Consider the following 15850-nt stretch of genomic DNA (forward strand, 5'->3'; position numbering starts at 1 on the left):
GCGCCCGATGCATCGCGCGCCTGGCCCGCGGCCGGCGGCGGCTCCATCCCCCGCAAGGGCAACACCGGCCTGGCCGGCGGCCGCGGGGCATCGGGCGCCCTGGAAGCGCCGGGCCTGGAAGGACAAGGCAAGCCCGCGATGCGGTAACGCGCGCACTCGGCGTCCTCATCGCCGGCGGCGTGCACGGACAGGCCGGCCAGCGCCAGGCACATGAGGGACATGAGGGGAAAGAGAGAACCCGCGCGCAGGCGGCCGCGTGCGGACGAACGCATGGCGTCAGCGCCCGGCCAGCAAGGCCGCCGATTCGACGATGGCGCCGTTGCCGCGCAGCCTGGCCAGCGCCGCGGGCCCCTGCCCTTCGGGCACGCGCACCGTGTACACCCCCAGCGCACCGGGGCCGGACACCATCTCGGCCCGCAGGCCGGCCAGCAGGCCGCGTATCTGCGCCTCGGTGGCCCGCGGCTTGAAGGTGATTTGCAGCAATTCGCCGCCCGCGGCCGCTTCGCCCGACAGCGGGGTGAGCGCCTCAGGCTCAGGGCGTAGCAGCAGCGTGCCTATGAGGGCGGCCTGCGCCAGGACCACGGCGGCGGCCAGGCCAGCCGGCACCGAGAAGCGGCGCGGCGCGGCCAGCCACGCATTCCAGCGCGCGCGCAACTGCACGACCTTGCCCGAGCGTTCGCCGTGGACCAGCGCCATCAGCGTGTCCAGGCCCGCATCCTCCGGGCGCTCCTCGGCCTCCTCGCGAAACTGCCGTATCTGGCTGCGCAGCTGCATGAGCCAGAGGAGTTCGCCGCGCACCAGCGGCGAACGTTCGAGCAGCAGGTCGATGGCGTGCCGCGTCGCCTCGTCCAGCGTGCCGTTCACGTACCAGGGCAGCAGGTCCCGCAATTCCTGTTCGCTATGCATCATGCGCGCTCCATGCGCCAGACCTGGCGCTCCAGGCATTCCCGCATCTTGCGGCGGGCGTGGAACAAACGTGTCTTGACGGTGTTCTCGGGGCAGGCCTGCACGGCGGCGATTTCGGCCAGCGGCGCGTCCTCGTAAAACACCATGTGGATGCACTCGCGCTGTTCGTCCGGCAGGGCCTCCATGCACAGGGCTACCTGCCCCTGCCTTTGCCTGCCGGCGATCAGTTCAAAGGCGGAGGGACGGCCGTCGGGGATGGCCTCCGCCTCGTCGCCCAGGGGCTCGCTCATCTCGCCGCCGCGCAGGCGCAGCTTGTCCATCGCCTTGTGGCGCGCGATGCCCAGGATCCAGGTGGTCACCATGGACCTGCCGGCAAAACGCGCCGCGCCCTTCCAGACTTCGTACATGGTTTCCACCACCACCTCCTCCGCCGCCTCGGGCTGGCACAGGCGGCGCAGCGAAAAGGCGTAGATCACCCGGCTCATGCGTTTGTAGAGCGCGCAAAGCGCGGCCTCGTCGCGCGCGGCCACCTGTTCCATGAGGCGGCACAGCTCCATGTCCTGCCGTGCCGCCGCGCCCGCGTGTGCTTCCATCAAATCTGGCTCCGTGTCCGGCCGGCGAGCCCCTTGCCCGCCGTGCCATTGCCTGTGAGTCGTGGCTTCATCGCGGCGGGTTCAATGCCGCCGCGATTTTTTTGGAAAATGTTCGCGCTCAGGGAACCGCCACGGTCTGCGTCACCACCTGCGCCGCGCCGGAAGGCGTGGTGGTGTCGGTGAAGGACACCGTCGCCGTGCCGCCCGGGCAGATTTCCAGCGATGCCGGGTTGATGGGCGTGTTGGCGCTGGTGCAACCGGCCGCCGCCTTGGAGAAGCTGACGCTGGTGACCCTGAACTGCGAGGACCCGGGGGTGACGGCCGGCAGGGTCAGCACCATGGAGTCATTGGCAAACGGCGCGGAGGTGGTGATGGTCACCGTCACGGAGGCGGCGCCCACGCGGTCGGGGTCGGTCACGGTGATGCTGAAGGGCAGGGGCGCGGGCGGCGCCACGCCGCCGCCGGCCAGCGCATAGGATGCGCCGGTGTTGACGACGGCCAGCGTTGCCAGCGTCCTGGCGGCCGGGCCGCCGGCGGCATTGAGCGGCGCGCCGGGCACGACCGGGCCGGAGCGCTCCAGCATGCTGCCGCCGGTGATCGCGGCAAAGGTCCAGCCCTGCGGGCCCAGGTGCAGCAGCACGGTGCTGCGGCCCGTGGTCAGCCGGGGGGTGAAGGACGGCAGCAGCAGGCAGCGTTTTTCCCAGCCGGTCTGCAGCACGGCCAGATTGGGGCCGGCCTGGACCTGGGTGTTGAGCAGGGTCACGCGCATCTGCTTGCACTCGTTGTTTTCCTGCGTGATGTTGTCCAGCAATTGCTGGTAGCCGATCATGGAAGGGTCCAGCTTCTGGCGTATCAAGGACACATTGCCGGCCTCGAAGGCGCGCAGGATGTCTTCAAAGGCGGCCAGCGCCTTGCGTGCGTCCTCGGGCTCGCCGATCCTGGGCTTGCCGCCGCTGTCCGTGCCCTTGCGCACGTTGTCCTTCTGCTTTTGCTCCAGGCGTTCGTCGCGCGTTTCTTCCAGCAGCTTCTTGCTGCTTTCGATGGCGGCTTCATTCTTCGTGGCCGCGAACAGCGCGGGGACGGCCGGCAGCACCCTGGGCGGAACCGACGCCGTCCTGGACGCGAAGGCGGCCTGCCCGGGCAGCACCGAAACCTTGCCGACGGGTGTGTCCATTTCGGTCTCGCCGGTGTTCACCTTGTCGTAGGTTCCCGCGGCCTCGCCTTCGCCGACGACCAGCACCTCGTGGTCGGTCCCGCGAATGCCGATGGTGGCCGTCGTCGTGCGCACCGCGTAGTTCTTCGGGTTGTTCTTGCCTATCCAGCCCGTCACCGAGCGGAAGGAGCCGCGCAGCAGGCGGAACACCGCGCTGTCGTCGGCCCCGCCTTCGGCCCGGTAGGCCTCGATGCGCAAAAAGGTGTTGGCGCGCAGGGCGACCAGCGCGTTGTCGTCCATGCGCACATGGATCTCCCCGTCGCGGCCGGTCACGATGGCGTCGCCCGCGTCTATGGTCTCTCCCTTGCCGGGCACGCGCAGCTGGCCCGCCGCGGTGGTGACGCTGACATTGCCCTCGATGAAATCGATCTGGCCGGCCGCATGGGCCTGTTGCAGGCAAAAGCCCAGCGCGAGCGCCGTCAGCAGGAAGGAGTAGGTGGTGTGTTTCATGGAGTGGTTCTCGTGGTCATGGCGGCGAACGGGCCGCCGGCTTGCCGGTGAGTCGTGCGTCGTGGAGGAAGGGTTCTATGTGGGGGTGACGGCGGGCTAATCGGCGGCGAAAGGGTTGTCGCCGCTCAGGCCGGACAGCTTCCAGCCGGCCTCCGCGCGCTTGAAGCTGAACACGGCGGCGCCGCTCTTGCGGACCTGCAGCCCCGCGGGCAGGCGGACAAAGCGCTTCTCCCAGCGCGCCTGGATCAACACCAGGCCGGCATCCTCCGAGGCCTGCGCGCGCAGGTCCGACAGCGTGATCCTCAGCTGTTTTTGCAGCGGCCTGGCCTGGCGCGCGGCATCCACGACGCCGGCGTAGCCGGCCATGCCGGGCGACACCATCGCTTCCAGCCCGGCCTGGTCGCCCGCGGCATAGGCGGCCATCAGCTGCCGCAGCGCGGCCTGCGCCTGCCGGCTGTCCTTGGGGCCGGCCGGCGCGGCGGCGGGTTTGGCGGCTGCGCCCGGCAAACCTGGCGTCGGCGCCGGCGCGGCCAGCGAGAAAGCCATGGCCAGCAGGCACAGCAGCGGGAGTATTTTTTTCATCATGGGCCCCTTAAAAACTGACGGTGAGTTGCAGGCCGGCGACGCGTTCCTTCGCCGCCAGCACCGGGTCGTCGATGTTGCGGTGGCTGCTGCGCGCATAGGCCTTGAGCGAGCACTTCTCTGAGATCGCGTAGACCGCCTCCAGCTGGTAGCCCTCCAGCCGCAGGCTGGGCCCGCCGTAGAGCTGGGTGGTGCGCCCGCTCATCACCAGCAGGTTGACGCTGCCCCAGCCGGCGCGCTGGCCGCTCAGGGTGAAGGTGTAATTGGTGTTACTGGTCTGCCCGCCGGCCAGCAGGCGCTGCTTCTGCGCGCCCGCCGTGAGGTTCACGCCCAGGCTCCAGGTCGGCGCCAGGTCGGGCCGCGCGTCCGAAAAGGTGTGCCCCAGGTTGAAGGCCCAGTTGTCGTTGAGCGAATCGCTGGCCGGCCACACCTCGCTGGTCACCTTGCCCCAGCCGATGCCGGCACCGGCGGTCCAGGTCGGGGTGGTGTAGTTGAGCGTCGACGAAAACTCCCGGTTGCGCGAGGCCTGCATGGCGGAATTGAGGCCGCGCGATTCGGCCTGCTGCAAGGCCAGCGCCCAGCCCGGGTAGTCCGGCCCGAAGTTGATGTTGGCGCGCGCCGCCACGGATTCCGAGTCGACGTAGGTCGAGTTGAAGCCTGCGAAGGCCAGCGTCGTGAGCCGGGACTTGCGCACGTCGCTGGCCAGCGAGATCCACGGCGCCACCGTCCAGTCGGCGCCGGCATAGGCCTCGCGCACGCCCGGCTGCGCTTGCAGCGACAGCGAGGTGAAGCCGTTGGAAATGTCGTGGTAGCCGCCGCGAAAGCCGTAGCCTTCGCCGCGCCAGCTTGCGTCGACGACGGTCGCGCGGCCCGGGCGGTCCGAGTTGCCGCCGTCCTCGTAGCGGCTGCCGGCGGTTTCGCCGGCCAGCGTGAACTGCTCGGCCTGGTATTGAAAGCCGCCGCTGAAGGAACGCGTCTTGCCGCGCAGCGTGGCCAGGGGCTGCGACATCAGGGTCGTCGGTTCGCGGTCGGACGAGCTCTGGCTGGTGACATAGGTTTTCAGCGATGTCCCAAAGGCTTTTTCCAGCTTGAGGCCGTGCACGTCTTTCAGGTACTGGGTGCGCGGCACCTTGTTGCCCAGGGTCTCCCAGCTCTCAGCCACCATGCCGGTGAAGCCGTAGGCGGTCACTTCGCCGAACTGCCGCTGCCCGTACAGGCCGCGCACGCCCAGCGCGGAACTCAGGCTGGAGAAATTCGGCGTGACGTCGCCCAGGGCCAGCATATAACCCTCGCCGGCGCGGCCCAGTTGCATGTTGTTGATCTGATAGCGGTTCTGGCTCAGCACCGAGAGGTCGTTGCTGCCGCTGGCGCCCAGCTGGAAATAATCGACGGTGTTGTCCCTGTGGGTGGCGCGAAGGTCGCTGCTGTAGGTGTTCTTGAAGAAGGCGCCGCTGCGCAAGGGCGTGTTGAGGTTGCCGCCGGCAGAAGAGACGTCGTTGCTGTAGGTGTCGACCGTCAGGCCGCCCTTCCACTCGAGCCGGGTGCCGCCGTCCTCTTCGCGCGTGAGCGAAGGGCCGGCCCCGCCGAGGTTGTTCTGCTGCCAGGCGCGTATGACCTGGTCGTTCGGCTCCAGCTGCACCTGGCTGTCCTGCTGGGCCTGCGCGTGCTCCTGGCACAGCAGCAGGCTGCCGAGCAGGCCGGGCACCGAGATCCGTCGAAACACATTCTTCTTCTTGGCCATTTTTGTTCTACCGTGCAAATTGAGTTGGCCTTCTGTACCCAATTTGCATGCCACCGAAATTCATCAATGAAATCAACGGCATCGGCTTTTTAACCGGCCTCCTGCTGTCGGTGCGGGCCGACACCCGCCGCGCCGGAATTTAAAAAATCCAACGGAATCAGTGCTCTGCCCTGTCGGCGCCGACCGACATTTTTTGGGTCCGGGCACGGCCGCTTGCCGCCTTCGCGTGAAGCGCCACGAATCCGGTTTTCCGATTGACCGATGCCCTGCGCATCGCAGAGAATGCCCGAGGCTTCATCACTCCCATGGCCTGCCGCGGCGCAGGCCGCACACCCGCCACGATTCATGCCCACACCCGTCCGGCACACCGGAGAGCCGCCCTCCTCCCCTCCGGCATCGGAAGCCCCCGGCACCGAAGCGCAGTTGCGCGACACCATACGCGCGCTGGAAACCAAGCAGCGGCACCTGGTGTCGCTGCTCGGGTCGGCGCGCGACGCCGTGCTCGAGATGAACGCCGGCGGTGTCATCACAAGCTGGAATGCCAGCGCCGAACACATGCTGGGCTGGAGCGAGGCCGAGGCCGTGGGCCAGCGCATGTGCGAGCTGATCGTGCCGCACGCGCACCGCGCCGCCCACGAAGCCGGGCTGGCGGCCTTCCTCAAGACCGGCAGGGCCAGGACGATTGAACGGCTGCTGGAGGTGGAGGCGCTGCACAAAAGCGGCGCCCTGCTGCCCGTCGAGCTGTCCATCTTCACGGTGCCGGCAGACCCGTCCGGCGGCGGCATCGGCTTCGGCGCCTTCATCCGCGACATCTCCCGGCGCAAGGCCGCCGAGCAGGCCGCGCGCCTGTCGCAGGAGCGCTACCGCGCCGTCATCGAGCACGTGAACGACGGCGTGGTGGTCCTGCAGCGCGGCACGGTGGTGTTCGCCAACCAGCGCGCCGCCGCCATCCTGGCCATCCCCTACGAAGAAGTCCTGCAGCAGGGATTTTTCCATCGCCTGCATCCCGACGACCGGCTGGCCGCCGCAGCACACGACGCCGGGCGTTCGGAGATGCGCCTGCTGCACCCCGGCCGCGAGCCGCGCTGGCTCTCGGTGGGCAGCAGTGTCATTCCCTGGGACGGGGACACGGCCTCGCTGACTTTTTTCTCCGACATCACGCAAAGCCGCGCCCTGGCCGACACCGTGCGCCGCTCCACCGAGCGCTACCGCGCGGTGATCGAGCACGTGGACGAGGGCATGATCGTCGTGAAGGACGAGCGCATCGCCTACGCCAACGAACGCGCCGCGCAGATCGCCGGCATCGGCCTGGAGGAAATGCAGCAGATCGGCTTCCTGCACCGCATCCACCCTGACGACCACGCACTGGTGCTGGACCGCCAGCGCAGGCGCCTGGCCGGCGAGGACGTGCCCAGCCGCTACGAGCTGCGCCTGCTGCTGCCCAGCGGCGAGATCCGCTGGATAGGCATCAGCGTCACTGTGGTCCCCTGGGACGGCGAGCAGGGCATCCTGACTTTTTTCTCCGACATCAGCCAGCGCCGCAAGCTCGAGGAAAAACTGCGCGACACCCTGGAAGAGCGCGAAACCATTCTGGAGAACTCCCTGGTCGGCATCGCCTTCCTTACGCATGAAGGCGTCTTTCGCTGGTCCAACCAGGCCATGGCCAGGATGTTCGGCGTCTCGGCCGCCACGCCGGCGCCGCGCGACTGGAGCACGCTTTTTTCGTCGCAGCAGCAATACCTGCGCGTGGCCGAAGACATCGCCGTCTGCATGAACGAGGGGCGCGCCTACCAGGGCGACCTGCAGATGCGCCGGCTGGACGGCAGCCTGTTCTGGGTGACGGCCTCGGGCAAGGCGGTCAGCGTTCTCGACAAGACCCAGGGCAGCGTCTGGGCGGTGATGGACATCACGCCGCGCAAGGAGCTCGAGGCGGCGCTCGCGCGGACCTCCTCCGAGCGCGAGGCGATCTTCAACAGCGCGCTGGTGGGCATCAGCTTCAACGTGGACCGGCGCATCCAGTGGGTCAACGACAAGTACCAGGAGATGACCGGCTATTCACGCGAGGAACTGGTCGGCAAGTCGTCGCGCCTGCTCTACGACGACGACGCGACCTACGAATCGGACGGCAAGGAGACCCGGGCCAAGCTGGTGCGCGACGGCGTCTACATCGACGAGCGTAAATTCTGGCGCCGCAACGGCGAGACGCTGTGGGTGCAGCTGGCGGGCCGCTGCGTGAGCGACCGCAACCCCGACGCCGGCGTGATCTGGACGCTGCTGGACATCACCGAGCGGCGCAAGGCCGAGGACAATATACGCGCGGCGCTGGAGCGCGAGAAGGAACTCAACGACCTGCGCTCGCGCTTCGTCTCCATGACCAGCCATGAGTTCCGCACGCCGCTGGCGGCCATCCTGTCTGCCGCCGAACTGCTCAGGGACTACAGCGACCGCATGCCGCCGGACGAAAAAGTCGAGATCCTCGAAAGCATAGGCGCCGGCGTGCAGCGCATGGCGCGCATGCTGGACCGCGTGCTGCTGATAGGCCAGGTCGACGCCCAGATGCTGGAGTTCCGCCCCGGCCCGACCGACCTGCTCGCGCTGTGCCATGCCATCGTCGAGGAGGCGCGCCTGCTGCAGCCCAAGTCGGACTGCAAGGTCGTCACCCGCTTCCCGCCCTCGCCGCCGCCGGGCCTGTTCGATGCCAAGCTGCTGCGCCACATCCTGGGCAACCTGCTGTCCAACGCCATCAAGTACTCCCCCAACGGCGGCGAGGTGGCCCTGCGCATCTCGCTGCAGGACGGCGCCACGGTCTTCGAGGTCGAGGACCAGGGCATAGGCATACCGCCCGAGGAAATGCCGCACCTGTTCGAATCCTTCCACCGCGCAAGCAATGTCGGCGACATCCCGGGCACCGGCCTGGGCCTGGCCATCGTGAAGAACTCGGTCGAGCTGCACGGCGGCAAGATCGCCGTGCGCAGCGAGCCGGGGCGAAGCACCTGTTTTACCGTGACGCTGTAATCAGGCCGCCACGCCACGTATTTTTCCTATGACCTTGTCGATGCTTCCCAAGACAGCCTTCCTGCCCGGCCACAAACTGAATGAAAACGACCGCCGCTCCTTGATGGAGCGGCGAGACAAGCTGTTTCTGCTCTGCACGCCTGCCGAACAGCAGTGCCTGATCGAGCTGGCACATTGGTATGAGTCGCACCGGTTTGAGATATCGGGAGAACCCAACATCGTTAAATCGAGTTTCTCGGCGGTGTTCTACCACCGTCACTTTCCCAGGGCGAACCAGAAGCCCGGTTTGATCGTACGGTTACTTGCGAAGCTCTCAGGAGCGGACTACAAGGTAGAGCGATGGAGCAGCCAGCGCTTCCAGTCGGATTTCATCAATCGCATGCATTCGGTTGTCAATGAAGGCGATGAGGACGTATTGCTCGGTGTCATCAATTTCTTTCGCATTTTGCCGCTTGATGTGGGCTTCGTTGGGCAGCGCGCTTTGGAGAACAAGCTGGACGCCATGACCAGCCGGTCCGTCGCAAGCCCTCGCGTGAGCGCATCAAGGCGCTTCGACGCGCTGCAAAGATCCGTTCAGCGCACATACGGACCCACCGGATTGCAACGTGGACCGAACGAGCCCAACTTGCGCAAGCAGGCATGGCCGCTGTTGCTGGAGATCGCGCACGAGGACATGGCGGCTGCCGTACGCCTGATCGACGAGCATTGGAACCAGACGCCGGCCCGTCCCCCGGAAATTCTCATGTCGCTGCATCTGCATGAGACTCCCGAACTGGCGTATCAGCTGGCGGTAACACTCAGACCTCATCGTCCCGGGTTCGCCGTCGACATGCTCCGGGAGTCCATCCTCTACTCGTCATTTCAGCTCAAAAGGCTGGACCAGCCTGCCGCCATCGCCATGGAAAAAGTGATGGACGCGTCTTGTTGGCTTCTGGCGGACTGGACGTTCAACACCTCCCCGGCTGATACAAAGAGTTCCCTTCGGGCGATGGACAGCCTCTTTCGGTACGGCGACCCAAAGGAGGGCTATTGGCAAAAAATTCCGCGGGAATGCCTGGCGGTCATCAAAAGCCTGGAACCCGCCGCACAGGACAGGCAGTTGCGCCTGCTTGCCCAGGTGGTGTTTTACGGGGACAGCTTTTCCCCGTTGGTGGCCGAAGCGCACGAATTGTTCAAGACTTGCGTTATCCGCAGGCTCGGCGAGCCACGGGCGAAGGACCGGGAATGGGACCTGGAAAGGGCCATCCGTGATGCCTGCGAGTCCTTGTCCATACTGGAAGAAAAAATCATGTCCTTCCGGAACCGGCGCATCGCGGCAAGCCCTGGACACCCCCTTCTGCACACGATTGACGAGCAGTTCCAGGGGTTTCTGGAACGGCTGCTGTCAAACGAACCCGAGTCCGCCCTCAGCCATATCGTCTTGATGACCCTTGCACTGTCCAACCAGGCACTGATACGCAAACACCATCAAATCCTGCGCGACGAATTCGAAGTACGGGCACGCCACTTTCCCGCCGATGCGGGTCCCGCGCTCAAGCGGCTGATCAAGTATTGCGGGTACAGCCAGGTGGATGACGAGATGTACCGCAAGGATCTTTGCCGGGAGTCGTTCAATGCGCTACTGCCGGTGCTTGAAGGCATCTCGCCCACGGACGCAGCCCTTGCGCGGACCGGGATCGGGTGGAACCCCCGCGGCGATATCTGACGGCCGGGCGCGGGCATCAAGCCGCCATCGCCACCTCAAGCGCACGCGATGCGGCTGCCGCCGCGGCCGCCGCCAGCGCCGGCCGGCCCGGGCTGCGCTGGGCCGCCTTCTCGCGGTTGGCGCGCTGCACGGCCGCCACGTCGATGATGAGCGCGACGTTGCCGTCGCCCAGGATGGTCGCGCCGGAAATGCCCGGCACCTTGCGGTAGTTGGTTTCCAGGTTCTTGACCACCACCTGGTGCTGGCCCACGAGCTGGTCGACCAGCAGCGCGAAGCGCGTGCCCTCGGCCTGCACGATGACGGCGATGCCCTGCGTGGGCGCGCTCACCGCGTCGGCCACGTCGAAGAGCTTGTGCAGCTCGAGCAGGGCCAGGTACTCGCCGCGCACGTGCATGACATGCTCGTCGGCGGTGATCGAGTGCACGTCCTTTTCCATGGGCTGCAGCGATTCGATAACGTAGTTCAGCGGCAGGATGTAGACCTCCTCGCCGACCTTGACGGACATGCCGTTGAGGATGGCCAGTGTCAGCGGCAGCACGATGCGTATGGTCGTGCCCTTGCCCTGGACCGAGGCAATCTCCACATGGCCGCCCATCTCATGGATGTTGCGCTTGACCACGTCCATGCCAACGCCGCGGCCGGACACGTCGGTGACGGCTTCGGCGGTGGAAAATCCCGGCGCGAAAATCAGCTGCCAGACCTCGTCGTCCGGCATGCTTTCGCTGACGGGCATGCCCTGCTGCAGGGCCTTGGCCAGGATCTTTTCGCGGACCAGGCCGCCGCCGTCGTCCTTGACCTCGATCACGATGCTGCCGCCCTGGTGCTGGGCCGACAGCGTCAGGCGGCCGACCGGGTCCTTGCCGGCGTAGGCGCGGCGCTCAGGGCCTTCGATACCGTGGTCCAGGCTGTTGCGCACCAGGTGAGTGATGGGGTCGATGATGCGTTCGATCAGGCTTTTGTCGAGTTCGGTTTCCTTGCCGACCGTGACCAGCTGGACCTGCTTGCCGAGCTTGGCCGACAGGTCGCGGATCAGGCGCGGGAAGCGGCTGAACACATAGTCCATGGGCATCATGCGGATGGACATGACGGATTCCTGCAGGTCGCGCGCATTGCGCTCCAGGTGGCCCATGCCGCTGAGCAGGCGCTCATGCAGCACCGGGTCCAGCAGGGAGGCGGTCTGCGTCAGCATGGACTGCGTGATCACCAGCTCACCGACCAGGTTGATGATCTGGTCGACTTTTTCCACATCGACGCGGATCGAACTCGATTCCTTGTTCTGCACGGCGGCTGGCGTGCTTGAAGCTGCTGCGGCCGCAGCAGCGGGCACAGCCTCAGGCGCGGCCGCAACAGCTGCAGGCTGGCTGGCCGCCGGCGCGGGCGCGGGGGCCGCTTGCGCGGCGGGCGCGCCCTCCTCGCGGATGTCGATCTGGTCGGCCTCGATGATGAAGCAGCAGACCGCGATGACGTCGCTGCCCTCGCAGCCGGTCTTGAGCCAGATCGTCAGGCTGCCCTCCTCCTGGGTCTGCGCCGCCACCTGGCCCAGGTTGGCCAGCTCTTCGCTGAGCAGCTTGCAGTCGTTCTCCGAGACCTTGGAAAAGCGCACCTTCAGGGTCCGCTCTCCAGCGCCTGCGGGCGCGGCTTCGGGCGCGGCCTGCACGGGCGCGGGCGCCGGCGCGGCCACGACGGGCGGCGCGGGCAGCTCGCCGCCGGCTTCCAGCGCGAGCTGGCGCAGCACCGCGCAGATCGCGGCCACCATCTCGGGTTCCGGCTCGGCGCCGGCCCGGTATGCACTCAATTGTTTTTGCAACACGTCCTTGGTCTCCAGAAAGGCATCCATCATCTTGGTATTGAGTTTGAGCTCGCCGTGGCGCGCCCGGTCCAGCAGGTTTTCCAGCAGGTGGGTGGTGTCGGTCAGCGCAACAAAACCGAAGGTGGCCGCGCCGCCCTTGATCGAGTGCGCGGCGCGGAACACCGCGTTGAGGTGTTCGCCGTCGGGCGCGTCCAGGTCCAGGCCCAGGAAGAGCTGCTCCATCTCGGCCAGCAACTCGTCGGCTTCTTCAAAAAATGTCTGGTAGAACTGGGTGATGTCCATAGGGGAAGGGTTTCTCTTGTTGGGTACTGTCGTGTCGGGCCGCGGCCGTGGGCCTCATGCGCTCGCCGGGTTCATCAGGCTGCCCACCACGGCCAGCAGTGTTTCGGGTTCAATGGGTTTGCACAGCCAGCCGGTGGCGCCGGCCTTGCGGGCGTCGGCCTTGCTGGCGTCGTTGCTGAGGGTGCTGAGCACCAGGATGGGCACATCGGCGGAGCCGGGCCGTGCGCGCAGCTGGCGCGTGAGCTCGCAGCCGTCCATCGGAATCATGGTCCAGTCCGTCAGCACCAGGTCCACGGGTTTTTTCACCAGCTGCTCGAGCGCGGCCTTGCCGTCGCCGGCCAGCAGCACCTGGTAGCCGCCCTCTTCCAGCACGGCCGAATTCAGGTGGCGCATGACGGCCGAGTCGTCGACCACCAGGATGGTTTTTTTGTTCGTCATGTCCGGCTTTCAGGTTTGGCGGGGGCGGGGTTTAGCGGCGGCGGCCCGCCGGCGCCGCGCGCGGTGTTGACCGGCTTGATGCCGGGGGCGGCGTTGTTCGCAGTTTTGGCGGCCGGGGGAGTCTTCGCGTAGGGCGCGGTGGCGGTCGCGGCATTGCCGCTTTCGATGTCGGCCTGGGCGCGCTTGTTGAGCACCAGGATGCTGATGCGCCGGTTGACGGCCGCATAAGGGTCGTCGGTGTTCAGGTTCACACTGGACGAAACGCCCATGACGCGCAGGATTTTCCCGTCCTGCATGCCGCCGGCCACCAGCTCGCGGCGCGAGGCGTTGGCGCGGTCGGCCGACAGCTCCCAGTTGCTGTAGGACTTGTCGCCCTGCGAATACACGGTGGCGTCGGTGTGGCCGGACAGCGTGAGCTTGTTGGGCTGCTCGTTGAGCACCGGCCCGATCTCGCGCAGGATGCTGCGCATATAGGCCACCACCACGGCGCTGGAGCGGTCGAACATGGGCCGGTTGTTGCTGTCGACGATCTGGATGCGCAGGCCCTCGGGCGTGATGTCGATCAGCAGCTGCGGCCGGAACTGCCTGAGCACCGGGCTGGACTCGATCATGTCGTCCAGCCGCTCCTTGAGCGCTTCCAGGCGCTGGCCGTCGTCCGGGTCCTTGCTGCTCTCGCTCGAGGCCTGCCGGACCTCGCCGTCGGCGTGCGTCATGTCGGCGCCGCCGCCGGGAATCACGTTGGTGCTGGTGCTGCTTTTTTTGCCGCCGTTGATGGCCACCTTCAGCGGCATCTTGAACTGGTCGGCGATGCCCTCGAGCTGCTTGGGCGAGGAAATGCTCAGGATCCACAACACCAGGAAGAAGGCGAACATGGCCGTCATGAAATCGGCGAAGGCGATCTTCCAGGCACCGCCGTGATGGGCGGCCGCCTTCACGGGACGCCGGATGACGATGATTCTTCGCGCGCTCTCGCTCATGGCAGTTCCGTTCGGCTCTGATTGCTTGCGTCAGCCGGCGCCTCAGCGCGCCTTGACTTCACGCACGTGCCCGTCGAGCTCGATGAAGGACGGCCGCTCGGTCGAATACAGGATCTTGCGGCCGAACTCCACCGCCAGCTGCGGCGCGTAGCCGTTGAGGCTGGCCATCAGCGTGACCTTGACGCACTGGTAGGCCTTCAGCGACTCCGCCACCTTGTGCTCTATCAGCGTGGCCAGCGGCGACACGAAGCCGTAAGCCAGCAGGATGCCCAGGAAGGTGCCGACCATGGCGTGCGCGATCAGCTGGCCCATCTCGGCGGGCGGCAGGTCGGCGGAGGCCAGCGCATGCACCACGCCCAGCACCGCCGCCACGATACCCAGGGCCGGCAGGGCGTCGCCGACGCGCGCCAGGCTGTGGGCCGGGACTTCCGCCTCGTGCTTGTAGGTTTCGAGTTCGTGCTCCATCAGCTGCTCGATCTCGAAGGGGTCGGTGTTGCCGCTCACGATCAGGCGCAGGTAGTCGGTCAGGAACTCCAGCACGCGGGCGTCGGCCAGGATCACCGTGTAGGGCGCGAAGATGGGGCTGTTCTGCGGGTCGTCGATATCGGACTCCAGCGCCATCATGCCGTCCTTGCGGCCCTTGGACAGCAGCACGTAGAGCAGGGCCAGCAGCTCCATATAGAGCGCCTTGTCGTGCTTCTTCGAGCTGGCCAGCAGCTTGGGCAGCTCCTTGAGGGTGGCGCGTATGGTGCGGCCGTCGTTGCCCGAGATGAAGGCGCCCACGGCCGCCCCGCCGATGATGAGCAGCTCCAGCGGCTGGTACAGCACACCGAAATGCCCGCCCATCATGGCGTAGCCGCCAAAGACGGAACCCAGGACGACCAGATAGCCAACGATTACGAGCACGGGGTTCTCCTGCGGATCTGTAAAAAAGCCCCGCCCCTCAGGCGGTGCGCGAGCTGTTCATCACATTGGCCAGCCACTGCGATGACGAGAGCGCGGGCGTGCCTGCGGCGGCGCGGGGGCTGCCCTCGGGCTTGCCGCTGCTGGCGCCGTCGTCGGCCTCGTCGCGCCTGGCGCCCGAGGGCCGGGTCTTGCCGGCGCGCGAGGGCGGGCGGCACAGCACGCACACATAGTTGCTCTGCGAGTCGTGGGCATGCGCGACAAACAGGCCCGTGCAGCGCGTGCAGGTGCTCAGCTGCAGCATGTCGCTGTCGAAAAAGCGCACCAGCGTCCAGGCCCGTGTGAAATCCAGCACCGGCTCGCCGCCCTGCTGCTGCACCTGCTCGATGTACAGGCGGTAGCTCTTGATAATGGCGTTGATGCGCGTGCAGCCGCCGTGGACCACCATGAAACGGTAGATGTTGTAGAACATCGACGAATGGATGTTGGACAGCCAGGTCATGAACCAGTCCGTCGAAAAGGGCAGCAGCCCCTTGGGCGGCGAGGTGCCCTTGAGCTCCTTGTAGAGCTTGATCAGGCGGTCCCGGCTCAGGCTGGTTTCGGCTTCCAGGAATTGCAGCCGGGCGCCCAGCTTGATCAGGTCCATGGCCAGGTGGATTTCCCGGGCTTCGACGATGACGCTTTTAGTGGCCATGACGGTTCCCGGGGAAAGCGGCGGCCGTAACCCGTGCGACGGCCATCACCGGACCGCCTCAAGCTGCTGGCCGGACAGCAAAATCGCCGCATGCGCCTGCTGCAGCGCCGGGTTCTTGCCTTCCAGGGTCAGCGCCGACAGCATGGGATGGTCGTCGAACCGGAAACGGCAGAGCAGCAGGCTGGAGCCGGCCAGTTTCACAATCTGGGAAAGCGACAGGCTGCCCAGCAGGTCAGCCAGTTCCCGGCTCATGCCCAGCCGGTACATCGCGAGCGCAATATCTTCACTCACCAGCCGCTTTGCGAGCAGCAGGTAGGCCAAATTCAAATCGCCAATGTCGTTGGCGGTACCAGTTTCAATCACGTTGCGTTCCTGTTCTTTCAAAATTTGCATGTACAGAGGTGACCTGAACATCTACTCGCTATCAATTTCGTCACCCATCACAGATTGATTGAGATGCCTGTCTTACAACTTCACCTCAATTGCAATTTTTAACACATTAAACTGACAATTACATGAACAAATCAAATTTATCAATTAA

Annotated in this window: 13 protein-coding genes; 2 read left to right on the forward strand and 11 right to left on the reverse strand. The window is 66.2% G+C overall.

What is annotated here, in order from left to right; all coding sequences use genetic code 11:
- Nucleotides 1–276: 276 nt before the first annotated feature.
- The 5 genes from AC1D1F_RS22465 to AC1D1F_RS22485 form a co-directional block, all read right to left on the reverse strand.
- The gene (locus AC1D1F_RS22465) at nucleotides 277–909 is read right to left on the reverse strand and encodes a hypothetical protein (RefSeq protein ID WP_477677425.1); all 633 of its coding nucleotides are present in this window, start codon (nucleotides 907–909) and stop codon (nucleotides 277–279) included.
- A complete protein-coding gene (locus AC1D1F_RS22470) occupies nucleotides 906–1499 on the reverse strand; it encodes a sigma-70 family RNA polymerase sigma factor (protein WP_477652301.1) in 594 nt (197 codons plus the stop codon). The genes AC1D1F_RS22465 and AC1D1F_RS22470 overlap by 4 nt, the downstream gene beginning before the upstream one ends.
- Before the next feature lie 118 nt (nucleotides 1500–1617).
- Complete coding sequence (locus AC1D1F_RS22475) at nucleotides 1618–3162, reverse strand: FecR family protein (RefSeq protein ID WP_477700843.1); 1545 nt, start codon at nucleotides 3160–3162, stop codon at nucleotides 1618–1620.
- Between the two features lie 96 nt (nucleotides 3163–3258).
- Nucleotides 3259–3744 carry a nuclear transport factor 2 family protein gene (locus AC1D1F_RS22480; RefSeq protein ID WP_477697297.1) on the reverse strand — a complete coding sequence of 162 codons (486 nt, stop codon included), beginning with the start codon at nucleotides 3742–3744 and terminating at the stop codon, nucleotides 3259–3261.
- 10 nt (nucleotides 3745–3754) lie between these two features.
- Nucleotides 3755–5467 carry a hypothetical protein gene (locus AC1D1F_RS22485; protein WP_477697298.1) on the reverse strand — a complete coding sequence of 571 codons (1713 nt, stop codon included), beginning with the start codon at nucleotides 5465–5467 and terminating at the stop codon, nucleotides 3755–3757.
- A gap of 363 nt (nucleotides 5468–5830) precedes the next feature.
- On the opposite strand from AC1D1F_RS22485, the gene AC1D1F_RS22490 reads away from it, so the two are divergent.
- Together AC1D1F_RS22490 and AC1D1F_RS22495 are read left to right on the forward strand one after the other, a co-directional pair.
- The gene (locus tag AC1D1F_RS22490; protein WP_477697299.1) at nucleotides 5831–8500 is read left to right on the forward strand and encodes a PAS domain-containing sensor histidine kinase; all 2670 of its coding nucleotides are present in this window, start codon (nucleotides 5831–5833) and stop codon (nucleotides 8498–8500) included.
- A gap of 40 nt (nucleotides 8501–8540) precedes the next feature.
- Nucleotides 8541–10205, forward strand: coding sequence for a hypothetical protein (locus AC1D1F_RS22495; protein ID WP_477677419.1), 1665 nt, complete (start codon nucleotides 8541–8543; stop codon nucleotides 10203–10205).
- A gap of 16 nt (nucleotides 10206–10221) precedes the next feature.
- Here the strand turns inward: AC1D1F_RS22495 and cheA are convergent, their stop codons facing one another.
- From cheA to flhD, 6 genes are read right to left on the reverse strand one after another with little or no spacing between them, the layout of a single operon-like run.
- Complete coding sequence (gene cheA / locus AC1D1F_RS22500; protein ID WP_477700844.1) at nucleotides 10222–12297, reverse strand: chemotaxis protein CheA; 2076 nt, start codon at nucleotides 12295–12297, stop codon at nucleotides 10222–10224.
- A gap of 54 nt (nucleotides 12298–12351) precedes the next feature.
- Entirely contained in the window at nucleotides 12352–12735 is a 384-nt protein-coding gene (locus tag AC1D1F_RS22505) for a response regulator (protein ID WP_477684380.1), read from the reverse strand.
- Nucleotides 12732–13712, reverse strand: a complete 981-nt coding sequence (gene motB, locus AC1D1F_RS22510; RefSeq protein WP_477677329.1) for a flagellar motor protein MotB — start codon at nucleotides 13710–13712, stop codon at nucleotides 12732–12734. Before motB ends, AC1D1F_RS22505 begins: the two co-directional genes overlap by 4 nt.
- 42 nt (nucleotides 13713–13754) lie before the next feature.
- Nucleotides 13755–14618: a flagellar motor stator protein MotA gene (gene motA, locus AC1D1F_RS22515; RefSeq protein WP_477677330.1), complete on the reverse strand. Its 864-nt coding sequence runs from the start codon at nucleotides 14616–14618 to the stop codon at nucleotides 13755–13757.
- A gap of 37 nt (nucleotides 14619–14655) precedes the next feature.
- Nucleotides 14656–15309, reverse strand: a complete 654-nt coding sequence (gene flhC / locus AC1D1F_RS22520; protein ID WP_477696762.1) for a flagellar transcriptional regulator FlhC — start codon at nucleotides 15307–15309, stop codon at nucleotides 14656–14658.
- Nucleotides 15310–15354: 45 nt separating this feature from the next.
- On the reverse strand, nucleotides 15355–15702 hold the full coding sequence (gene flhD, locus AC1D1F_RS22525; RefSeq protein WP_436157596.1) for a flagellar transcriptional regulator FlhD: 348 nt from the start codon (nucleotides 15700–15702) through the stop codon (nucleotides 15355–15357).
- Between the last annotated feature and the right edge of the window lie 148 nt (nucleotides 15703–15850).

It is taken from the genome of Polaromonas sp. P1_H6, from assembly GCF_056405195.1.

What these genes read in the sequence shown, in the direction of transcription:
- AC1D1F_RS22470 (WP_477652301.1), bottom strand. Translation starts at nt 1,499, where the DNA reads ATGGAAGCACACGCGGGCGCGGCGGCACGGCAGGACATGGAGCTGTGC.
- cheA (WP_477700844.1), bottom strand. Translation starts at nt 12,297, where the DNA reads ATGGACATCACCCAGTTCTACCAGACATTTTTTGAAGAAGCCGACGAG.
- flhD (WP_436157596.1), bottom strand. Translation starts at nt 15,702, where the DNA reads ATGCAAATTTTGAAAGAACAGGAACGCAACGTGATTGAAACTGGTACC.
- AC1D1F_RS22490 (WP_477697299.1), top strand. Translation starts at nt 5,831, where the DNA reads ATGCCCACACCCGTCCGGCACACCGGAGAGCCGCCCTCCTCCCCTCCG.
- AC1D1F_RS22465 (WP_477677425.1), bottom strand. Translation starts at nt 909, where the DNA reads ATGATGCATAGCGAACAGGAATTGCGGGACCTGCTGCCCTGGTACGTG.
- AC1D1F_RS22480 (WP_477697297.1), bottom strand. Translation starts at nt 3,744, where the DNA reads ATGAAAAAAATACTCCCGCTGCTGTGCCTGCTGGCCATGGCTTTCTCG.
- flhC (WP_477696762.1), bottom strand. Translation starts at nt 15,309, where the DNA reads ATGGCCACTAAAAGCGTCATCGTCGAAGCCCGGGAAATCCACCTGGCC.
- motB (WP_477677329.1), bottom strand. Translation starts at nt 13,712, where the DNA reads ATGAGCGAGAGCGCGCGAAGAATCATCGTCATCCGGCGTCCCGTGAAG.
- AC1D1F_RS22495 (WP_477677419.1), top strand. Translation starts at nt 8,541, where the DNA reads ATGCTTCCCAAGACAGCCTTCCTGCCCGGCCACAAACTGAATGAAAAC.
- AC1D1F_RS22505 (WP_477684380.1), bottom strand. Translation starts at nt 12,735, where the DNA reads ATGACGAACAAAAAAACCATCCTGGTGGTCGACGACTCGGCCGTCATG.
- AC1D1F_RS22475 (WP_477700843.1), bottom strand. Translation starts at nt 3,162, where the DNA reads ATGAAACACACCACCTACTCCTTCCTGCTGACGGCGCTCGCGCTGGGC.